General features: G+C 42.2%; 28 protein-coding genes, 2 tRNA genes and 3 pseudogenes. 11 read left to right on the forward strand and 22 right to left on the reverse strand.

The genetic code is table 11. From position 1 onward, the window contains the following. Positions 1-17 precede the first annotated feature (17 nt). Both MKP07_RS00635 and MKP07_RS00640 read left to right on the forward strand, forming a co-directional pair. A complete protein-coding gene (locus MKP07_RS00635) occupies positions 18-446 on the forward strand; it encodes a hypothetical protein (protein ID WP_240844534.1) in 429 nt (142 codons plus the stop codon). Beyond that, positions 394-615: a hypothetical protein gene (locus tag MKP07_RS00640; RefSeq protein WP_240844535.1), complete on the forward strand. Its 222-nt coding sequence runs from the start codon at positions 394-396 to the stop codon at positions 613-615. The genes MKP07_RS00635 and MKP07_RS00640 overlap by 53 nt, the downstream gene beginning before the upstream one ends. A gap of 73 nt (positions 616-688) precedes the next feature. Here MKP07_RS00640 and MKP07_RS00645 read toward each other — a convergent pair. The 11 genes and pseudogenes from MKP07_RS00645 to MKP07_RS40830 form a co-directional block, all read right to left on the reverse strand. Continuing rightward, positions 689-964 (reverse strand): annotated as a pseudogene (locus MKP07_RS00645) (hypothetical protein); the annotation flags it as partial. Between the two features lie 58 nt (positions 965-1,022). Then, positions 1,023-1,976, reverse strand: a complete 954-nt coding sequence (locus MKP07_RS00650; protein ID WP_240844536.1) for a coiled-coil domain-containing protein — start codon at positions 1,974-1,976, stop codon at positions 1,023-1,025. A 47-nt stretch (positions 1,977-2,023) separates the two neighbouring features. Then, entirely contained in the window at positions 2,024-4,219 is a 2,196-nt protein-coding gene (locus MKP07_RS00655; protein ID WP_240844537.1) for a chromosome segregation SMC family protein, read from the reverse strand. Positions 4,220-4,572: 353 nt separating this feature from the next. Continuing rightward, positions 4,573-5,151, reverse strand: coding sequence for a GNAT family N-acetyltransferase (locus MKP07_RS00660; protein WP_240844538.1), 579 nt, complete (start codon positions 5,149-5,151; stop codon positions 4,573-4,575). A 98-nt stretch (positions 5,152-5,249) separates the two neighbouring features. Beyond that, a complete protein-coding gene (locus MKP07_RS00665) occupies positions 5,250-6,218 on the reverse strand; it encodes a M23 family metallopeptidase (RefSeq protein WP_240844539.1) in 969 nt (322 codons plus the stop codon). Then, positions 6,215-6,718 (reverse strand): GNAT family N-acetyltransferase, encoded by a 504-nt coding sequence (locus MKP07_RS00670; protein ID WP_240844540.1) that lies wholly within the window; start codon positions 6,716-6,718, stop codon positions 6,215-6,217. The genes MKP07_RS00665 and MKP07_RS00670 overlap by 4 nt, the downstream gene beginning before the upstream one ends. A 65-nt stretch (positions 6,719-6,783) precedes the next feature. Next, positions 6,784-7,980, reverse strand: coding sequence for a hypothetical protein (locus MKP07_RS00675; RefSeq protein WP_240844541.1), 1,197 nt, complete (start codon positions 7,978-7,980; stop codon positions 6,784-6,786). Between the two features lie 39 nt (positions 7,981-8,019). Further along, complete coding sequence (locus MKP07_RS00680) at positions 8,020-8,637, reverse strand: hypothetical protein (protein WP_240844542.1); 618 nt, start codon at positions 8,635-8,637, stop codon at positions 8,020-8,022. A gap of 89 nt (positions 8,638-8,726) precedes the next feature. Next, positions 8,727-10,225: pseudogene (locus MKP07_RS00685) on the reverse strand (APC family permease). A 90-nt stretch (positions 10,226-10,315) separates the two neighbouring features. Next, the gene (locus tag MKP07_RS00695) at positions 10,316-10,543 is read right to left on the reverse strand and encodes a hypothetical protein (protein WP_240844545.1); all 228 of its coding nucleotides are present in this window, start codon (positions 10,541-10,543) and stop codon (positions 10,316-10,318) included. A 9-nt stretch (positions 10,544-10,552) separates the two neighbouring features. Then, positions 10,553-10,868: pseudogene (locus MKP07_RS40830) on the reverse strand (DNA-3-methyladenine glycosylase I); the annotation flags it as partial. Between the two features lie 95 nt (positions 10,869-10,963). On the opposite strand from MKP07_RS40830, the gene MKP07_RS00710 reads away from it, so the two are divergent. Continuing rightward, a tRNA-Val gene (locus MKP07_RS00710) sits at positions 10,964-11,038 on the forward strand. A gap of 362 nt (positions 11,039-11,400) precedes the next feature. Here MKP07_RS00710 and MKP07_RS00715 read toward each other — a convergent pair. The 5 genes from MKP07_RS00715 to MKP07_RS00730 all read right to left on the reverse strand — a co-directional run bounded on the left by MKP07_RS00715 (position 11,401) and on the right by MKP07_RS00730 (position 13,547). After that, positions 11,401-11,544, reverse strand: coding sequence for a hypothetical protein (locus tag MKP07_RS00715; protein ID WP_240844547.1), 144 nt, complete (start codon positions 11,542-11,544; stop codon positions 11,401-11,403). Then, complete coding sequence (locus MKP07_RS40835; RefSeq protein ID WP_317235917.1) at positions 11,541-11,711, reverse strand: MarR family winged helix-turn-helix transcriptional regulator; 171 nt, start codon at positions 11,709-11,711, stop codon at positions 11,541-11,543. Before MKP07_RS40835 ends, MKP07_RS00715 begins: the two co-directional genes overlap by 4 nt. Before the next feature lie 175 nt (positions 11,712-11,886). Then, a complete protein-coding gene (locus tag MKP07_RS00725) occupies positions 11,887-12,387 on the reverse strand; it encodes a GNAT family N-acetyltransferase (RefSeq protein WP_240844548.1) in 501 nt (166 codons plus the stop codon). 381 nt (positions 12,388-12,768) lie between these two features. Then, positions 12,769-12,939, reverse strand: a complete 171-nt coding sequence (locus MKP07_RS41890) for a methyltransferase domain-containing protein (protein ID WP_394803608.1) — start codon at positions 12,937-12,939, stop codon at positions 12,769-12,771. 86 nt (positions 12,940-13,025) lie between these two features. Beyond that, positions 13,026-13,547 carry an inorganic phosphate transporter gene (locus MKP07_RS00730; protein WP_317235918.1) on the reverse strand — a complete coding sequence of 174 codons (522 nt, stop codon included), beginning with the start codon at positions 13,545-13,547 and terminating at the stop codon, positions 13,026-13,028. A gap of 546 nt (positions 13,548-14,093) precedes the next feature. On the opposite strand from MKP07_RS00730, the gene MKP07_RS00735 reads away from it, so the two are divergent. From MKP07_RS00735 to MKP07_RS00770, 8 genes are all read left to right on the forward strand, one after another. Then, positions 14,094-14,267 (forward strand): hypothetical protein, encoded by a 174-nt coding sequence (locus MKP07_RS00735; RefSeq protein ID WP_240844549.1) that lies wholly within the window; start codon positions 14,094-14,096, stop codon positions 14,265-14,267. Between the two features lie 120 nt (positions 14,268-14,387). Then, the gene (locus MKP07_RS00740; protein WP_240844550.1) at positions 14,388-15,107 is read left to right on the forward strand and encodes a sulfatase-like hydrolase/transferase; all 720 of its coding nucleotides are present in this window, start codon (positions 14,388-14,390) and stop codon (positions 15,105-15,107) included. Then, the gene (locus tag MKP07_RS00745; protein WP_240844551.1) at positions 15,035-15,640 is read left to right on the forward strand and encodes a sulfatase-like hydrolase/transferase; all 606 of its coding nucleotides are present in this window, start codon (positions 15,035-15,037) and stop codon (positions 15,638-15,640) included. Before MKP07_RS00740 ends, MKP07_RS00745 begins: the two co-directional genes overlap by 73 nt. Before the next feature lie 50 nt (positions 15,641-15,690). Then, positions 15,691-15,846: a hypothetical protein gene (locus MKP07_RS00750; RefSeq protein WP_240844552.1), complete on the forward strand. Its 156-nt coding sequence runs from the start codon at positions 15,691-15,693 to the stop codon at positions 15,844-15,846. Further along, positions 15,819-16,358 (forward strand): hypothetical protein, encoded by a 540-nt coding sequence (locus MKP07_RS00755; protein ID WP_240844553.1) that lies wholly within the window; start codon positions 15,819-15,821, stop codon positions 16,356-16,358. Before MKP07_RS00750 ends, MKP07_RS00755 begins: the two co-directional genes overlap by 28 nt. Positions 16,359-16,434: 76 nt before the next feature. Next, positions 16,435-17,454: a glycoside hydrolase family 43 protein gene (locus MKP07_RS00760; protein WP_240844554.1), complete on the forward strand. Its 1,020-nt coding sequence runs from the start codon at positions 16,435-16,437 to the stop codon at positions 17,452-17,454. 222 nt (positions 17,455-17,676) lie between these two features. After that, the gene (locus tag MKP07_RS00765) at positions 17,677-18,018 is read left to right on the forward strand and encodes an RrF2 family transcriptional regulator (RefSeq protein WP_240844555.1); all 342 of its coding nucleotides are present in this window, start codon (positions 17,677-17,679) and stop codon (positions 18,016-18,018) included. 140 nt (positions 18,019-18,158) lie between these two features. Continuing rightward, positions 18,159-18,554, forward strand: a complete 396-nt coding sequence (locus MKP07_RS00770; protein ID WP_240844556.1) for a group III truncated hemoglobin — start codon at positions 18,159-18,161, stop codon at positions 18,552-18,554. Positions 18,555-18,574: 20 nt separating this feature from the next. Here MKP07_RS00770 and MKP07_RS00775 read toward each other — a convergent pair. The 6 genes from MKP07_RS00775 to MKP07_RS00790 form a co-directional block, all read right to left on the reverse strand. Continuing rightward, a tRNA-Cys gene (locus tag MKP07_RS00775) sits at positions 18,575-18,646 on the reverse strand. 15 nt (positions 18,647-18,661) lie between these two features. Beyond that, on the reverse strand, positions 18,662-19,042 hold the full coding sequence (locus MKP07_RS37395) for an SDR family NAD(P)-dependent oxidoreductase (RefSeq protein ID WP_262919093.1): 381 nt from the start codon (positions 19,040-19,042) through the stop codon (positions 18,662-18,664). A 38-nt stretch (positions 19,043-19,080) separates the two neighbouring features. Then, complete coding sequence (locus tag MKP07_RS37400) at positions 19,081-19,482, reverse strand: SDR family NAD(P)-dependent oxidoreductase (protein WP_262919094.1); 402 nt, start codon at positions 19,480-19,482, stop codon at positions 19,081-19,083. Positions 19,483-19,542: 60 nt separating this feature from the next. Continuing rightward, on the reverse strand, positions 19,543-19,896 hold the full coding sequence (locus MKP07_RS00785) for a phytanoyl-CoA dioxygenase family protein (protein WP_240844557.1): 354 nt from the start codon (positions 19,894-19,896) through the stop codon (positions 19,543-19,545). Next, positions 19,820-20,038, reverse strand: a complete 219-nt coding sequence (locus MKP07_RS41895) for a phytanoyl-CoA dioxygenase family protein (RefSeq protein WP_394803519.1) — start codon at positions 20,036-20,038, stop codon at positions 19,820-19,822. The genes MKP07_RS00785 and MKP07_RS41895 overlap by 77 nt, the downstream gene beginning before the upstream one ends. Continuing rightward, positions 20,038-20,406: a hypothetical protein gene (locus MKP07_RS00790; protein ID WP_240844558.1), complete on the reverse strand. Its 369-nt coding sequence runs from the start codon at positions 20,404-20,406 to the stop codon at positions 20,038-20,040. Before MKP07_RS00790 ends, MKP07_RS41895 begins: the two co-directional genes overlap by 1 nt. Between the last annotated feature and the right edge of the window lie 9 nt (positions 20,407-20,415).

Consider the following 20,415-nt stretch of genomic DNA (forward strand, 5'->3'; position numbering starts at 1 on the left):
CAATAAAATTTAAAAAGATGAAATTATTATTTATAGCAGCCTTCATCAGCGCGCTCCCAATTCTTTCGTATGCGCGGGAAAAGCCGCCCGGTCGTTGGGCTATAAAAACCGAAGTGCTCGCGCAGACAGCAGGAGCTTACGCTGAATCTATTCGTATTCCCGGATTCAAAAGACAGTTATCTGATGGCAAAGGCATTCAGTTAGGTGCTGAATATTTATACATCGATCATAAAAACTGGCAGCTTTTTCAAAGTACCGGGGTGATGCACTACTGGCATTCAAAACAGGAAAAAGGGTTGGCCGTCCACACTTCACTTGGCTACCGCAGAAAAATCGGAGCAGCCTATATAGAGGGGCTTATAGGCCCCGGCTACCTGGAAACTACCTTTGCTGATGGGCCAACAGGTACAATCCCGGTCGGGCGAAATACATATCAAGCCTTTTAAACTTACAGGTATTGCTCCCGCAATAGCATTGGGAGCAGGGTATTACATTAATAAAAAGTGGAGTGCTTACACGCGCTATTATCACCTGGCGCAAATGCAGGATGCTTCATCTTCACCAGCTGTAAGACTACACCGCACTTTAAACCTGGGCCTAGGATTAAACCCGTAAAAGGCAGGACGATATAAAAAGCCGCATGGTTTTTCAACCTGCGGCTTTTATGTTGCTACTTATTAAGACGATTTTATCCGGCTGCGGCAAGACTTCTAAAGTCCACATTAACCAGCTTACTTACACCCGGCTCCTGCATGGTTACACCGTAGATCACATCCACCGTGCTCATAGTAGTTTTATTGTGCGTAACGATGATGAACTGTGAGTTATCGCTAAACTCACGGATCATATTGGTAAACTTACCTACGTTCGCATCATCCAGCGGCGCATCTACCTCATCCAGTATACAGAACGGTGCGGGCTTAATCAGGTAGATAGCGAACAGCAGGGCTGTCGCAGTCAGGGTTCTTTCTCCCCGCTTAACTGCGTTAAAGAAGTAGGCCTTTTACCCTTAGGCCTTGCCATTACATCGATGCCTGTTTCTGCAAGATTTTCGGGGTTCTCCAGCACCAGGTCACACTGGTCATCTTCGGTAAATAAAACTTAAATACTTTCTGGAAGTTCTCGCGCACCTGGTTGAAGGTGTCGAGGAACTTCTGGTTAGCTGTTGACTCAACCTCCTCAATTGTTTTCAGTAAACTTTCTTTTGCGTTAACCAGGTCATTCTTTTGCTCTACAATGAACTCGTAGCGCTTCCTCATCTCGGTATAAGCTTCAATTGCCGTTGGGTTAACTTCTCCCAGGTTTTCCAATCGCTTTTTCAAGCGATCTGATTTCTCCTGTAGTTCTTCCGTGCTGGTTTCGGTAGAACGCTCTTCATCCAGTATATCCTCAAGCTGAATTTTAAACTCCACATTCAGGCGCTCTTTGGTGCCAGCCAATTGCAGCTTTAAGTCATTCAGCTTGTCTTTTATGGCTCCCAGCAGATGATCTACCTGCTCCTTCTCTTTTGTTTTATGACGCAGTTCACTTTCTTTTTCGCTCAGCTGGCTGCGCAGGTTGTAGTAAGACTGATCAGCCTCATCCAACACTTTCTTATCTGCCTCACGGCTGTGCATTAATTGAAGCAACTCTTCTTCAACTGCTACCAAAGCAGCAGCATTCTGCTCAATATCTTCGCTGGTGCTGGACAACTGCTGCATACTCTGTTCTACCTGTTTCTGCAAGGTATCCAGCTGGTTATTTTTAAAGTTCAACTCCTGTTTTAAAGCATTGATCTTACTTTGCTGACGGGTAACATTGAGGTTAAACTCGTTAAAATATCCCTGCGATTCTTCATGCGCGCTTTGCGCTGCTTTAAAGGTTTCATCTGCCTCGGCCAGCTTATTCGCATTTAGCTGTGTTACTTCATTAAACTCCTGCAATTCGCGACGAACACCTTCTACAGAAGACTGAGTTTGCTGTAATTGCTCATTCAAATCTTCCAGGCGGTTACGCGCAGTGCTTTGTTGCCCCTGTATATTCTCTAATTTATTCTGGAGGAAAATACCTGGTTGGCTAATTCCTGTATCGCTCTCTCTGTTTCTTTGATCGCATTTTCTCTAAGGTCTTCATTGAATGCGATCACTTCGTTATGTCTTGCCTGGATCTGCGTTCTCAGACTTTGTACCACGGCATCCTGGGCTGCAATATCCTTTTGTAGCTTTTCAAGGTTTTTAGCTCGACCGATCTTCTTTCCTTCAATCAGTCCCACGCTTCCGCCCGTAAGCGTATGTTTACCTTTTACGTAGCGACCTGTTTTTTCGATTACGGTGAAACCATTGGCATTCTCCAAAGCCTCTTCTCCTTCGGCGATAAACACATTACCCAGTAAGTGTTTGGCCAGGTTGCTATATTTTTCATCTACTTCTACCACACTCAACGCAGGCGTAGCATTTTCCAATGTATGACCCGAGTTAGCTGAAACCGCTTCACCGATCTTATCCAGTAAAAAGAAATTAGCCTTTCCTTTTTTATGATTGCCTAACAAATGAACAGCCTCTAAACCCTGTTGCAGGTCATTGATCACATAGTAATTCAAATAAGGCTCCAGTACATTCTCAAGTGCTGTGCGGTATTCTTCTTTTACATAAATGATATCAGACAGAATAGGGGCCTGGTAGTTCCATTCCTTATTTTTATGGAGAAATTTTACACTATCGGGATAGCCTTCCATCGAATCGATCATCGACTTTAACAGATCATGCTCATTCTTTTTCGCATCCAGCTTGCGGCTTTCTTCAGCCATTTCATTCCTTAAAGCATCTAATACACTTTGTGTTTGAAGGATCTGCTCTTTGGTATGTTCGTTATGCGCTAATAGCTGTTCTAAAGACTGCTTATGCTCATCCAGCACCTTTTCTTTTTGCTGGCGCTCTGCATCCAGGGTTTCAAAAGTCGCAGCCCTTTGTTCGGTCTCCTGCTCAATTTGCTGAACCGCTCTTTGCAGGTTCTGGATTGAAGTATCAGCTACGGCTACTTTCTTTTCTGCCTCAAACTGGCTACGTTGCACCTGCTGATTTTCCAGGCGGATCTCCTCCAAGGCATTACGTCTCGAATCAAGTATACCACGTTTCTCATCGGCTTCTATCTTCAGGTTTTCCAATTGCTCGTTTAAACCTTCATAGGCTTTTTCCTCCTCATCCAATTGCAATTGCGTAAAGCCAATACTCTCTTCTATACCTTTTAACTGGGCTCCCGATTTATCCAGGAACTCCTGCAAACCGGTTCCTTTTTCTTTTAAATACTGCAACCGCTGAACAGCCAGGTTCTTATCGCCCTCTTTGGTACGAACCTTTTGCTGCAATTCGTTAAAAGCGTGCTGCATACTTTGCAAAGCGCGTTCTTTTTCCACAAATACCAGCTTCTCTTCTTCCAAAGCCGCTTCGCCGGTTGCCACTGCTGCTTCCAATTGCGCTATACGCTCAGATTCCGACTCTTGTTTTTCAGTCAGGTCTTTATACGTAAGGTTAAATCCTTCCAATGCTGATTTAGCCAGTTCTATACTTACCTCGCGGTAATCGCGCTTAATCTCATGATATTTCTCCGCCTTTTTCGCCTGGTTTTCCAGGGCTTTCAACTGATTATTGATCTCAAATAAAAGATCTTCGATCCGGTTCAGATCGAGCTCTGTTGCATCGAGTTTTGTTTTGGCTTCTTTCTTCCTGGTTTTATAAATGGAAATACCGGCGGCCTGCTCCAGCATCTTACGGCGGCTGTTCTCTTTATCGCGAATGAGGTCATCCACCATGTCCAGGGCAATAATAGCATAAGAGTCGGTGCTGATACCCGTATCCATAAAAAGGTTCTGAATATCCCTCAAACGGCACTGCACATCATTCAACCGGTACTCGCTTTCCCCGCTTTTATAGAACTTACGGGTGATACGAACGGTATTAAACTCTGTAGGTAACAGGTTCTTCGTATTCTCAAAAGTGAGACTCACTTCTGCCAGGCCACTGGCCGAACGGGTTTTAGACCCGTTAAAAACCAGGCTGTCCAGGTTTTCGCTTCGCAAATTGCTGATGCGTTGTTCTCCTATCACCCAACGGATACTATCCACGATATTGGATTTACCGCAACCATTCGGTCCCACGATCCCGGTGATATTATCATCAAAATTCACGATGGTTTTATCGGCAAAGCTTTTAAAACCCTTTATTTCTAAACTCTTTAATCTCACGCTAAAAAACTTTTATTGCAATGGCGAATATAGACCAGTAAATACTAGCGGGGGCTTTGTTTTATGCACAGGTTTTAAAGAAGCCCTGTGGAAAATAGCCTATTAAAGAACCCGCTTTTTGATGGTTTTTAGCAAGGTTGGAGAAGCAGCCGTTTTGCTCACAAAAAGGCTATTATTGCTTTAATTTCACTGTTTTAAGTATGATTTCGACGATTTACAGACCCATAATCAGCAATCCTCATTTCAATTTTTCAGTGTAACATAGACAAACTGAACAGCAGTTATCCACACACTATTCACATATTTAAACATATCGAACATTCCCTAAACGAACAGATGTTATTATTAGAACCTCACCAGTCATCAATCAATACAACAATGATTGACGGATTCCCGATTTTATACAGCACGCAAGTTTGCAATCTCGCATTACCGGCTAGTAAGGGATGAGCAAACTCATAATATTTTTTCATCCCTATTTTTGTCATCACGCGCTCCGATTTCACATTGATCTTAGGCGCTATAGCATATACCTGCTCAAGGCCCAGGTTCTCAAAGGCATAATCCAGGCATCGCATCGCCCCTTCTGTTGCCAATCCCTGCCCCCATTCGCTGCTCTTTAATCGCCAGCCGATGTCAATACATGGCGTAAAGTCAGCATCATAAGCTTGTTCGGAGAGCCCTATAAAACCAACAAATGCTCCGGTTGAAAGTTGATCAACTGCGAAATAGCAAAACGACTTCTGTTCAAACTGGTTTTTCATCCGCTCAATAAATTGAGTCGTTTGCTCTCTCGTTGCGATAGATGGAAAAAACTCCATGACCTGCATATCAGCATTTATCTGAGCCATGGGATCGATATCCGCCGATTCCCAATTTCGGAAACCAGGCCGGTCAGATGTAAACAAGTATTTTTTATCGTCTTGCGACATTAGTATGCTCTTTGTTTTATTATTTGATCCGCCAGTAAACTATTTCCATTTCATTCATCTAGCTTACAATTTAAAGCCGGCGAACAGTACTACGTTGATTATTTCCCGTTACTGATTTTCTCCTTTTGAATGGGCGAATAATCCTTCTTTACCATGCCATTGACAATGATCTTATCGAAATAACATTTAATACCCGTCGCAATATTCATATCCTCTGCGTTCTGAATATGAAAATGCAGATGTGGCTCAGATGAGTTTCCTGAGTTGCCACAGAGCCCTAGGAACTGCCCTTTCGTAACCTTCTGGCCCTCCAGCACTTTTATGGAATGTTGTTTGAAATGAGCAAAGAACAAATACTCATCATGAACCGTTTTAATGATCACTGTATTACCAGGTACATAAACCGGGTTCATGGTTCCTGGCACATTATCCTTAATACCATCAACTACTAACATCACTTCCCCGTCACAAGGAGCAAGAAGCTCCTGACCAAAAGCATAATAATCCTTGTTAGAGGTTCCGTTATTCCTGTAAGATTTCCCTTTCTCATCAGTGATCACCAGGTCAAAAGCGTTCTTTTGCGCCTCGTGTTCTATGTGGTAGTTCAATGCTTTTGTATCGCCGCCCCAAACTACCGTCCACTGTCCCTTAAAGGGCAGTGCCATCAGTGTTTTATTTCTTTCAGGTTTAGGCAGGTTGTTTTCTTTAAAAGGTTTCACAAACAAGCCATTTATTCTAGCATGCTGATCAATTGAAATATTGATGGCGAATAAAGCTTTTTCGAAAGTTGTTTTATATGAGGCATAGGTTTGCTCATAGTTCACAAACTCCCTTTTCGTTATTTTTCCTGCCTGCTGTTTCAAACCCGCTAAGAACTCCCTGGTTTTGCCGATGGGTAAGCCACTTTGCATTTCCGGCGAAAACTTTGCATAGATAGCATCATAATTATCCGCATTGTAATTGAGCTCGAAGCTATCTGCTACTGTTTTATAAGATGGCTTTTCGGCCTGCCCGAGGGCAAAATTTACCAGTATCATAACCGGCAGGATTGTTAATATATACTTCATTCCGCTATCGTATTAATGGATGGATCATTTAAACGCCTCCTGTAAAAAATCGTATCGAAAGTATTGCCAACAAAATCTGCCGGCAAATCAGCAGGGCCACATTGCACAAACCCGTTCTTCTCATAAAATTTTTGTGCTGCTGTAAATTGAGACATGGTACCTAAAAAAATATGCTTGCAATTATTTCCCGTTCCCCAACTAATTACATGGTTTAATAACAAAGAGCTGGCTCCCTGCCCGCGAAAGCCCCTATCCACAAACATCGACTTCAATACAAGATTGCCTTCGGTTAGCCGAATTACCCCAATAGAGCCTATTACTTTATCTTGATGCATCGCCACCCAGAATTGATTTCCCGGCAACTCATGCACATCGATTATCTTTTGGGAGCCCACTGAAAATATAGGCTCTTTAAATTCCAGGGCGATGTTTTCCATCATGATATCGACATCATGCTGATGTGCCTTTTCAAACGCTATTATTTTAATTTCCTGGTTCAAATCTGAAAGCTTTTAAACAAATTGCCTTATACATTTTATAATCATCGCTCTTCATCTATTCACTATTAAAACTCCCTTAACTCATCAAACCATTTATCGGCTGTTTCTTGAGGTATATTTAAAGAGGACGCTTCAACCAGTTGCCGGACGGCTAGGCCGGTGTCTTCTCTTTCCACGGTTTCAATGCCTGGTATTCTGTTAATGAGTTGTACCAGCTCAGTAATTGAATGGTACACTTCTGTTTCAGCTTTAGCATTACCGATCGCTTTCAAAGCCGCTTTATAAGCCTTTGTAGCAGTAGCTGCTTTTTTGCCGTCCCAGTTAGTAAACGGTATTCCATACTCTGTGGTAAACCAAATCTTGCTGCGCAATTTAGAAACAGAAGAATAGTCCAGCTCTTTTTGTTTTGCCAACAACTTCAATTCTGCATTTAATCTTTTGCCTGTATCCGCTTCAATATTCCAACCGATAAAAGATTTCAATTGCCCCCAGGAATGTAGCAAAGGAAAATTTTCCAGGTCCGGTGTATACCTGATTCCTAATCGCTCCAGCTGGCGAAGCTCTTTTAGGCAATGTGTATTGACAATATTTCCCGATAAATTCAGACTGGCAAGATGCGGAAACTGCAACAGGCTTTCACAATCAAAAGCCTGACCTAATGGTGCAACAGTAATATCAAGTGCATTGATTTTAGCCAAAGATGCAAAAACCGGCAACTGGTAAGGAGTTGCTGATCTGGAGTGCAGGGTATCGGGATTGAGCTTCAGATATATGTCAGAACGATCTGTTTTGATTTTAAAATAATGAATATTGCCCGCTAAGGCCAGCGTTTGCAATGCCGACCGGTCGCTGGTCTTATTACCTAATACTAATTCTACAGGATGCTCATTTGCTTTAACGGAAAGATTACGAATACCGGCATTGCTTAAATCGACAGAAACGGACTGGCCGGGATGCCAGGAAAAGTCTTCAATAGCCCTTTTTGCTGACCATGTTACAAAGCCGGTATCCTTACCCCAATAATGAAAAAATCTGGGCCAGTCTCCGTAAGGATATTTTTCTGCATGTTGCTGTCCATGGGGTGTATAAAGTTCATTAAAAGCATCCCAATTCACGGGAAAATCGTCTTCTATTAATACATCAAACTTCTTTTTATCCATCCCCGCAAGGCCCATGGAAAAGCTCCCCTGCCCAGGCGGAATTTTTATCTGGTGGCTATTATTACCGGTTAATGAGATATTGATAGGTTTGTCTCTTTCCATGTTTAGCTTTTGAGTTTCTTATATGTTCGACTGACTATTTTATTTCACTTCAAGCCTGCCTATAGCTTTTAAAATTGCTTCCCGGTTTTTAGCTGTCTTTATAAAGTTGGGAAGCTTCCACGCCAGGCTATACTTCCCTCCACTTACGGCTTCTCTCAACTTAGCGCCAACATAGGTTTTCAAATAATCCAAATGAGCAAAATTGTACGCCCATAAAATATTGTTATCAAATGGAATTTGTAGCCAGAGTTGAAGGCCGAAATAAGGATCGGTAGCTTGTCTATTATTGGCATAAGTTAAAGAGTAATGGACGTCGTATTTCTTCTCCTGCTCACAGCCGGTACACTTCACTTCAATTTTGCTTTGCAGCTTGTCTACCATTTTCTTACTTCTTATCAATCGGGTTCCGCAATAACCACAATTGGCGTTAACTGGTCGAATGAAAATAGGACCATACCATAATTTTTCATCAATTGGTTTGTAACAATTATTACACCTGAATCTGGCCCTGAACCTTGTTGAATAGGGAACAGTATAGTCACCTTGATCTGCAAAAACAATTGCCCGTTTTTTGCAGTGCGGACATTCTACAGCAATTTCGTCGGCAAAAGATGCGAGGTTTTTGAAAGACTTGTCAGTCCGTGAATTATTATCCATAAGTTATAACATCACAATTTCAACAACTTAAATCCCGACTACTGTAACCCCTAGTGACTGAAATACACTGACACAATTAATTGAAGTATCTACTCTCCCACTTTTCTCCTGCTCATAAACACATAATAAATAGGTATTCCAATGGCTACTATCACCAGCCCAAATAAAGAAGTAGTAGGTTTATAAAACAACAACCCCAGGGCCATAGTACCTGCCATTAAGATGTAAATGATGGGTATAAAAGGATAACCAAAAGCTTTATAAGGTCGCTCCGCATCGGGTCGGGTTTTGCGTAAACGGAATACTGCTAAAATGGTAAGTATATAAAACAACAGGGTAATAAATACTACATAGTCCAGTAACAGCCCGTATTTGCCACTTAGGCACAAAAGGCTGGCCCATAAACATTGCGCCCACAAGCCCCAGGCAGGAACAGCGTTCTTATTCAAAGTAGCCGCCTGTGGCAGGAATAATTTATCCTGCGCCATGGTGTAAAACACTCTTGCCCCGGTAAGCACTAGTCCATTATTACAACCAAAAGTGGAGATCATGATCATAATGGCGATGATGGCCGTTCCGTAGTGTCCGAAAATATTGGAGGACGCCGCCGTTGCAACCCTATCCTGCACTGCAAAAGCGATGTTTGGATCAGCCACTTCCGTAGCATAGGCGGCAACACCTGCGGATGCATCAGGGGTTAAAGGCAATACAGCCGTATACATCACATTGGTCAGTACATAAATAATGATCACAATCAAAGTACCCAGGAACAAGCTTAACCCTACATTCTTTTTGGGATTTTTAATTTCTCCTGCGATAAAAGTTACATTTTCCCAGGCTACACTGCTGAATACCGAACCCACCATCGCGGAACTGATCAATCCAATCATCAGAAAAATGGAAGAGGGTTCTTTAAACAACGACCACCCTATCTGCTTGCCTGTGGCATCTGTAACCGCTTCGGTAAATTTAAAATCAAAAGCATTGGTCCAGTTATTATTCCAGATATCTGCCTTGGCGGCCAGCAAAAACCCAAACAACATCAATCCAAACAGAGAGAACAGCTTTATTACTGTAAATACGGATTGTATGATCTTTCCTTCCTTTACTCCCCGGGTATTTACATAGGTTAAAAAAATGATCAGTGCTATGGAGACCAGCTGGGCCGGGTACAATTTAAACCAGCCAGCCTGGAAGATAATATTCTCATCGGCCAGGGTTAGCGCCGGTATAAAATATCCTGCAAATTTGCTGAAAGCCACACCAACAGCAGCAATAGTGCCGGTTTGTATTACAGAGAAAAAGCTCCAGCCGTACAAAAAACCGGTAAAAGGATTATAGGCTTCTTTCAGGTATACATACTGCCCCCTGCTTTCGGGAACATAGAAGATAATTCGCCATAAGTTACCGCGGCAAAAACGGTCATCAAACCGGTTATGATCCACAAAGCAATCAGCCAGCCCGAGCTACCTACGCTGCGCGTCATATCTGCACTTACTATAAAAATACCGGAACCTATCATGGAGCCGGCAACGATCATGGTACCATCAAAAAGGCTTAAGGACTGTTTAAACTTTTCAGCAGACATAGTATTGTTTTAGTGAAGGACTACAAGATAACATAAAATGTAAAATATTAAATGATAAATGTAGCAAGTCTTTACCTATCGGCAGGCCGGTTACTTCTTCACTTTCATCCACATCGGTTTCAGCTTAGCAATCTTTTTATAGGTGGGACAGGTTTCGCTATGACAACCAGGGAGATAACCTGTACTCATGAGGAACTCGTTTACGATCTCGCCGCCGGTAAATTTAAAGGTCTTTTTAAACAGCTTCATCCACTCTTCTTTAGTCTTTGGATGATGCTGATCGAGCCAGTTTTTGAAGGAGCCGGATTCTTTTTGCAAGCCGATGATCGTTTTGGCATTTTCGATGGCTGCGTTTATTTTGAGCCGGTTGCGGATAATCCTGCATCCAGCATCAATGCATCAAACTTTTTCTGCTTATAGCGACTTACCTTTTCAATATCAAACTGATCGAAGGCATTGTAAAAGTTATCCTTCTTTTTAAAATGGTTTCCCAGCTCAAACCAGCCTGGTTGATCTCCAGCACGAGGCGGGCGAACAGCTCATTATCAGAATGCATAGGAAACCCGTATTCATGATCATGATAATGCTCATGTACCGTTCCCTTACCTTTTCCTTTTACAAAATCGCAGTAGTAATTTGACATAGCTGCAATTTGCAAAAAAATTTGTATTTTTTTTGCTGATAAAAAATAGGCTCTTATATTTGCACTCCCAATTACGAACAAAGGGAAACAAAAAAGGGAGTTTAGCTCAGTTGGTTCAGAGCATCTGCCTTACAAGCAGAGGGTCGGCGGTTCGAGCCCGTCAACTCCCACAAAGCCTCGCAAAATTGCGAGGTTTTTTTATTGCCCAATTTTTGGCAACACGCCGGGCGTGGCCCGATCTATAGTTAGCAATGACTTTTTTTAATTTTTCATGAGAAAATGCACATTCAAGCCATTGATACTATTCTATCGCACTGTAATTGCTCCTTTAGTCTTATACCATCCATTATTGGTTAACTAGCCGATTCATTATATACAAAAGAAGCCTTTGACAACACAAAAATCGATCAGCAAATAAGGGCTATTTACCTATTTTGATATTTATTTTTAACCAATTTTATCACTTACTTATTATAATGAATAGAGAAGAGTAGCGCCCAATTAAAAAGGGGCCTCTTCAGTTGATAATCAGTTACTCTTTTGCATCCTGCTTGTTGTCGTCGTTCAGGGACAGTAGCCCCATGATGGCCTGCATATGCGCCGTCAGTTGTTGCTGATCGTAATTGCTCAGTTTAGAAATCAGCGACTCGACCTGCGTGTTTGATGCGGAGTTCAATTCAGCGTATGTTTTTTTCCTGCGGCCGTCAATGAAAGCAAAGTAACTCGCCCGTCTGCCTCCGATGACTGCTTTGAAATTAGTCCTGTTTTCTCAAAGTGTTTCAGCACCTTGCTAAGATATCCTTTGTCAATACCAATTTCAGATATGATCTGCGAGGCACTGATCTCCCCGAGGCATGTATTTCAAAAAGAATCCGGGCTTCTACAAGAGAATATTGACTATCCAGAAGTCGGTTATCCAAAAGGCCAAGTAGTTTTGTATAATAGCGATTGAAGATCCTGATATCCTCGATGACGGCCTGCCTTATTTTCATTTTCATTGGTATTGGGTTGCGACTGATTATGCCAATTCCAGGTCATATCTATATTCACGGATGGATTTATTGAAAATATCGGAAGTAGTTTCTTCCGTAAGCTGGAACCCAAACCGGGTATACAACGCCATAGCTGCTTGTTGTTCTTCAGTTGTCCATAAATAAGCTTTTTTGATGCCTTTTTGCGTCATGAACGCCAAGAACTGCTGCATCAGGTACTTTCCTAAACCTATCCCGCGATATTCCGGGAGAAAGATAAAATAGCGAAATTGTATCTTTTCGGAACGATGTTGGGCAACTAAACAGCCAATGATTTTATTGTTATGTTCACAAATCCAAACTTTATCTTTTTCAGGTTGGTACTCCTTCGCAAAATCTTTTAAGCCATCCATCACATAGGCTTCGAAATTTATTCCATAACCACACTCTTTAGCATATAAATCACCGTGCATATAGGCAATATATCCCAAATCGCCAGGTAATAACGTATTCCTAATCTGGATGTCTGACAACACAATCGGTTCCATATTCCTTTTTTAAAGACAAATAGTTGAAAAAGTCAACAATACAAAGTAAGGCAATAAGGTTGAAAAAGTCAACTATTATTTTGGTAGAGGATTTTTTGCGGCGGGAATCCGCCCATCTGGTTTAAGTCTTCCGCAGGGCGACTTAAACAATTACAGCTAACGCTTCTGAATTCGCGATGGTTGGCAAATCGAATCCGAAAACCGTCAACTAAAATACAAGTTTCAACCGAAGCACAAAACTTGAATTATAGACTTTCCGCATGCCTTTGGCATTGACAGTTTTATTTCTTTTTCGCAACAATAATTGTTATAGGTGGAAAAGGGTCGAAAAAATAAGAGCCTTCATTTCTTACTATCATACCAAGTTCTTCAAATGTTTTTTCATATCCCTTGTATTTTTAAAATCTGAGTAATAACGATTCCATTGGGTTTAAGTATTCTAAATATTTCAGTACCCGCAGTTTTTCTTTCGTCGGTTTTGTACAAATTATGCAAGCATAAATTTGAACCAATTACGTCGAATGAACTGTCGTTAAAATTAGTTTTAAGTATATTTTCTTTTTTATTTCTACTTTTTGTGAAACATTTTCAAGTTCAGCAAAAGCTGATATTATTACAAAGGTTCAATTGAAAAACTGCTATTGAGTTTTACACTTCAGCCCGCCTAATGCAAAACCCTTGTTGGCAGCAGCTATTCTTCGTCTTCCAGAGTACTTCATAAACTTCTTTCCACAATTCAGCATCGCCACGCCAAATCCAAATAAAGGAGACATTAACAAGAAAAGCCCGATCTCGCCGGCTTTGCTCCAGTTTACCCCACCACCATAGTAGTAGGTAAAGCCAATACTGGCGCCTATCATAGATCCGATAGTGGTATGCGAACTCGAACAAGGTATACCCAGGTACCAGGTTCCCAGGTTCCAAAAAGTTGCAGAAACCAATACTGCCAGAACCAGGCATGCACCGGATGCAATAGGCTGGGCCATGATCTCATTTAAGGGAACTAATTTTAAAATCCCCATAGCAACGGCTATACCTCCTGTTAAAACCCCGGGGAAATTACAGAACCCTGACCAGGGCGCCGCTACCTGCGGCTTGAGCGCTTTGGTATAAATAACGGTTGCTACAGCATTGGCCGTATCTGAAAGCCATTCACAAATTCAAACCCGATACAAACGACCACACAAATGATGAATACAATGAAAAGACCGGTACTTAAGCTAGCTTGGTTTAGTTGGAGTAAAGTAATATAAAACATTTTCTTTATAAATAAGGGCTCGAAAGTATCCGTGATTTTTATGATAAGTACGCTCCATCACTTTGCCTAATTGTCAACTTTCTTCAATATCAGACAGAACTGAGACGCATCTTATGTTTTGACATGCAAATGCCAAAAAAATTCGAAGGCTGGTTTAATAAGGTTGGTAACCTTATAGGTACGCGCCGAAATCAATAATATGTCAGTATTTATTATTCACTAATAAGTGAATAAAAGAAAACCATCGTCGATGATACTTAAAATAAAATCACCTGAACGCTTTAAATATTTACAAGTAGGGTTGCCTTAAATACCTCTTAGGGTAGAGATTTGTCATATCCTCGTAATAATACCGGTGATATTATGGGTAAAGTTCAATCTTAAGACTTCTTTCACAAAGATTCTGGCATAAAAATGGTATATTGAGGTATTGATAAAAATTAATGATATGGAAAAATTGAAAGTAGGTGACAGAGTGACAATTGCAGGTCCATTACGCTCTGAAAATGTGTATGAAGTTTTAAAAGTAAGCTCTTTATATGTGAGCTTGGGTAAGGAGGGGTTTACTACCCGCGTGATTAATAAAAGCTGTGTAGAAGCAATAGGTGAAACACAATCTTAAGATCAACATAATACTATCATACAAGCTCCACATCGATGTGGAGCTTTTTTATTGCTGGCCATGAAACGAAAACGTAAAAGATTGACCAAAAAATCCAGCGCTTATTGACTTCTTTTGAAATTGCCGGATTTTTTTATTATCCCTTACCAGCATGTGTGGATATGTCCTGGCATTAAAATAGCAATTGCCATATTAACAGTGTTATGGCTTTTCATATTATTTTTAACGAGCATGACGAAAGCCAACCATACCATCCGATTAGTTACTACGGGGATAACCCTATTAATCTTCAGCGCTTTTTTATATCCACTGCACGCACAACGAAAGCCTAATATGATCATTTTCCTGGCTGATGATCTCAACCAGCAGGATATAGGAGCTTATGGCAACCGGGAAGTTAAGACACCCAACATGGATCAATTGGCCAAAGAGGGTATGCGATTCAATAACGCTTATGCGGCATCATCCATGTGCACACCCTCGCGCAGCGCTATGTTTACCGGCCTCTACCCTTTCCGAAACGGCGCCCAAATGAACCACTTTACCGTTCATGCAGGTATCAAAAGTTTACCCCATTACCTGCAGCAACAAGGATACAGGGTAGTGATATCGGGCAAGATACATATGGCGCCACTGGAGAACTTTCCTTTTGAACATATAGGTAAGGAGTTTGGACAATATAGCCCGGTAGAAAATCGCCTGGATAGAAAAAAGGAAACAGTGAGGGCCATAGAGACACATTTTAATCAACATCCGGAACAGCCCATTTGCCTGGTTGTTGCTCCTGGGTACCCCATGTACCCTGGTTTCCTAACCGAGACTTTGATCCCTCCCAACTAAACTTACCGGAATACCTGGCAGACACCAAAGAAACGCGTCAGGCCCTGGCAGCATATTACCAGAGTATTGGAGAAGCAGATAGAATGCTGGGAGAAGTAATGCAGGCATTAGACCGGTCTGGTCAGGCTGGCAATACAATGTTGATGTTTCTTGCCGACCAGGGCGCCCAGTTTCCAGGGGCTAAATGGACGGTTTATGACCAAGGCTTAAGAGTTCCGCTATTAGTACGCTGGCCCGGCCAAACGCCCAAAGGCTCCCGTTCTGATGCATTGATCTCCCTGGTAGACCTTACACCCACATTGATCGACATTGCAGGTGGACAGGCGATCAGCAAACTGGATGGGCGTTCTTTTAAGAATGTACTAACCGGTAAAACAACCACGCATAGCCCTTATATTTTTGCGGAAACCTCCATGGAGCCGCATTACTGGTATAACTACACTCCATCAAGATCTGTTATTACCGCCGATGGCTACCATTATATCCGCAACTACCCCCAGGCCTGCGTTTTATTACGCATATTGACCAGGTAGAAAGGAATGAGTTTTACTTCGATTCCTGGGTAGAGAAAGCAACCACAGATGTGCACGCCAAGTTTTTGCTGGACCGCTATAGTTATCGTCCGCCAGAGGAGTTATTCAATTTAAACAATGACAGGGTATCGTTTAAAAACCTGGCAGCCAATACTGCATCTTACAAAAACTCAAAGAAATGTCTGCCTTACTGGATAAAGAACTGAAACGGCAAGGCGAAACAGAAGCCATGATAATAAAAGGCACTTTGCCCCGGTTATTTGACAAGAGCTATAATGTTGTGCAAAAAGCCAGCGCGATGGACCTATCCTTTAACCGCAAGCGCTGGAACCCTGACCTGTTACATATTACAGGCTACCTGGAAGACATTGATAAAGGAGGTATAGTTTGCAGCTATTTTAACCAGTTCAGGCTATTTGCTTACCGGGGAAAAATAGGCATTGAGCTTGCCGACGGCAGTGTTAAAGAAAGCAATTTGCTCGATGAAACAAAAGGACAGTTATGGCTACAATTATCAGCTGGCGGGAAGCTATTCATAAAGTTCAACAATCGTGTGGTGGTTGAAGCATCACTTAATAAAGATCTTACTAAAATAGGAAGCGGCTTCGTAACCTGCGGTATTTTGCAGGGCCAGGAATTAAGCGGCCGGTTGCAAACCTACCAGGGGCGCATCAGCGATCTCCTGTTCAGCATGAATGAATTGACATCGGCACCCTAATTATATTACCATAACTACTTATTTTTAAAAAATTCTTAAACCCTCTGGTAAAGGAACAATCAATAATAAAAAAGATATGATCATTAAACGATTTTCGCTGCTTGCATTAGCATTTTTTCTATTGTCGGTATTATATGCCCAAGATAGCAAAACCTTTAGCAATCCATTAGACGTACAATTTGGAGATCCTTATATACTACGCGCGGCAAGTGGAAAGTACTTTATGTATGGCACCGGGGCCGGGGCTAAAAATGGTTTTGCAGCTTATTCATCTGACGACCTGGTAGACTGGAAGCGCGAGGGCCAGGTTTATTTCGGAGATAATAAAAACGGCTGGGGCGAGCATTCCTATTGGGCGCCCGAAGTATACGAGCGAAACGGAAAATACTATATGTTTTACAGCGCCCACTGGAAGGTAAATCCGACCAAGGAAGAAGAGAATTTTAAAATTGGCGTTGCCGTAGCTGATCAGCCCACAGGCCCTTTTATTGACATGCAGGACAAACCTATTTTTGACCCGGGATACCCTATTATAGATGCCAATGTATTCTTTGCGGCAAATGGCAAAACTTACCTGTACTATTCGAGATGCTGCTATAAGCATCCGGTTGAAAGCGATGTAGCTAAATGGGCACGTAAAAAAGGCTGGTATCAGGAAATTGAAGAGAGCTGGGTATACGGGATAGAAATGAGAAGTGATTTCAGTGGTGTGATTGGCGAACCGGTTTTATTATTACGCCCTCCTGTTAAAATGAATGATCCGCAGGCCGGATGGGAAAGTCTTTCTGTTACCTCAAAAGAAGTTAACCGCCGCTGGACAGAGGGTTCTTTTATTTTTAAAGAAGGGGACACTTATTACATGATGTACTCTGCCAACTATTTTGGAGGTAAAAATTATGCTGTAGGATATGCCACTTCAAAGAGTCCGCTGGGGCCTTTTAAAAAGCCGCCAACAACCCTGTACTACAAAAGAACACAGCCAAGGGAGGCATTGTCACCGGCACAGGGCACAATAGTATCACCTGGTCGCCCGATGGGAAAACCATGTTATGCGTATACCATGGCCGCACCAGCAAAACAGGTGATGAGCGGGTAGTATTTATCGACCGTATGAAAGTTACTAAAGGAATACTGACCGTAGACGGACCAACCACGCAAAAGCAGCCACGGTTTTAGTGCAATTCATTATAAAAACTGGTAGAAGCCCGCAATTTAAAACTGCGGGCTTTTTCATACGCACATTTAGCACTCTACAATAAAAGAGTTTTTTATCTTTTATTATTTTTTATCTTAACTTTGCAGTACAAATTCACTTCAGATGTTTTCCAAGACCTGCGAACATGCCATACGTGCTATGATCTTTATCGCTCAAAAATCGAGAGAGGGAGAGCGGGTAGGCATTAAGGATATTGCAAAGAGTATAGAGGCTCCCGAGCATTTTATTGCCAAGATACTGCAGGATCTCAGCCGAAAAAACCTGGTATTATCGGCAAAAGGCCCCAATGGCGGCTTTTATCACGATCAGCAATCGGCTCAATGCACCCTGGCAGATATTGTGAAAACGATAGACGGAGATAAAATATTCAGCGGATGTGGCCTGGGGTTGAAGCAGTGCTCTGAATCGCACCCCTGCCCTATTCACCATGAGTTTAAAAAGTAAGAGGCAGCATACAACGCATGCTGGATAAAGCCCGCATAGGCACTTTATCCAAGGAGCTGGAGCATCAACTTACGTTTCTGAAACGCTAGTTTTTTTGAACAAATAAAAGACAAAAAAGTATTTTATTAAACAAGCGCATTATGAATGCAACAAAAGACATACAAAGCATCGGCGACATACAACTGCTGGTCGATAATTTTTATACAGCGGTAAGAGGCAATGAACTACTGGGCCCCATCTTCAATCAGCGCATTGGAGATCGATGGCCGGAGCACCTGGAAAAAATGTATCGCTTTTGGCAAACGGTACTGCTGGAAGAACATACCTATTTGGGCAGCCCTTTTCCTCCACATGCACAGCTCCCCGTAGAACAGCTACATTTTGATACCTGGCTACAATTATGGTATGGCACAATTGACTTGCATTTTAAAGGCAAAAAGGCTGATGAGGCCAAATGGCGCGGCGATAAAATGGCGGCAATGTTCCTGCACAAAATATCTTATTACCGCGACACCAATGCCCGGCCACTTATATAGCATTTCAATATTTTTTAATGACGCCGCGGAAGGATTCGAACCTCCGTAACAGGTTTTGCAGACCTTTGCCTACACCACTCGGCCACGCGGCTTTATAAAAGAAAGGATTAGTATTGCGTAGCTACCTCTTGTTGGAGCGCAGGCTTTGTCTCCCTTGGCTTATAGATATTGGCCGCCACTTTCTCTACCCATATCTTGGGCACAAACCTGGTTATATAAGCATTTACCTTATTGGAAAATCCTGGTATGATCTCCGCCTTGCGCTTAAATAATCCTTTTACTGCAATAGCAGCTACAGCCTGTGGTGTCATATTAAACCTGTCTGCTGTTTTTAATGTATGAGCCGCCATGCCCGCCCTTGTTACAAATGCAGTGTCAGTAGCACCAGGGATAAGACAGCTGATTGAAACAGGTGTATCTCTTAACTCAAACCTGAGGCTACGGGTAAAAGAAACTACAAAAGCCTTTGATGCCGCGTATACTGACAAATAGGGTACAGACTGATAACAGGTAGTACTTCCTACATTCAGCAGGTAAGACTGGGAAAACTCTTCAACACCGGAACAAACGCATGCGCGATCCGAAGCTGCGCCTTTATATTAACATCCACAATGTTTAACTGGTCGTCTATATTCAGCTCTGTAAACGGGGCATTCAAACCATAACCTGCATTATTTACAATAACGTTCAGATAGTTATGATACCAGCGTGTTCGCTCAAATATGGTTGCGGCAGCGCCCGGATGGCTCAGGTCCTGTACAATCGTCACTACGTCTACATGATGGTTATCCCTGATATACTGCGCGGACTCCAATAGTTGGCGCTCATCAATATCTATTAATATTAATCCTCTTTTCTGTTTCGCCAGTTCAACTGCAATAGCATTACCAATACCCTTTGCAGCACCGGTTATTAGTGCGTACGACATATTAATTCCAATTTTTTCGCTTGATATATTTTTTTATTAAAGTAAAAAGTAAAATGGGTATCATATAGAGGGGGTTAACTCTGGTGTAAACTGAGGCTCCGCCTGCTTTTTGGGTTTCGACAATGCCAGCTTTGCCAGTTTATGATAAAAAGGTGTTCCGCTGGCTTCGCTTTTAGGTTGATACGCACCCGTTACTACCGGTATATACATTACGCGCCGGCGACTCTGCTCACCTATATGGGGCGACTGTTGTACCCGGTGCCATAAACGCCCGTCGTGTACGGTCAGGTCTCCCGCTTCAATATCAAGTCCTACCTCATTATCATCAGGCTTGTGATCAATAAAGTTTTTTCTTAAAGAACAGCGTAAACAGTCCCTTATTATGCGTTCCTGCCAATACCCGCAAGCCTCCATTCGTTTGAGGGCAATCATCTAAATGCAAACCCACATTCAACATAGGCTTGATACGGGAGCCAAGAAACAGATCCCTGGGACTATCTGTATGCCATCCAAGGCGGGTAAAACCACTGTGCTCGGTATTCAGATAATGGTTCACTACCAGGCCATCTTTTTCAGTCTCCCTATACGGCCATTGAAGGGGCCCAGCAGGTTGACCAGTTGCTGCACTTTATCGCTTTTTAAAAACTCCTTAAGCACCTGGCTATACTGGGATGCAAAAGCGATACGCTGTATCAGTGGTGCTCCGTTTACATCCGATCCAAATTTTAAAGGAATGCCATTCACTACAGTAGCCCCTTTATCCAGTAAAAAAGTTTCTACCGATTTTACCTCGTATAATAATTGTTTCACTGTGTGTGCAGAAACAAATTGCTTGAAATGCAAAACGCCATGTGTATTTAAATGTTGTGTGTGTAATGATGTTATCCCATCATAATAATGAAACTGCTGTGTAGCGTTACTCATAATAATAAG

Source organism: Paraniabella hibiscisoli (assembly GCF_022512515.1).
In the GTDB taxonomy this organism is placed as follows: Bacteria; Bacteroidota; Bacteroidia; order Chitinophagales; family Chitinophagaceae; genus Niabella; species Niabella hibiscisoli.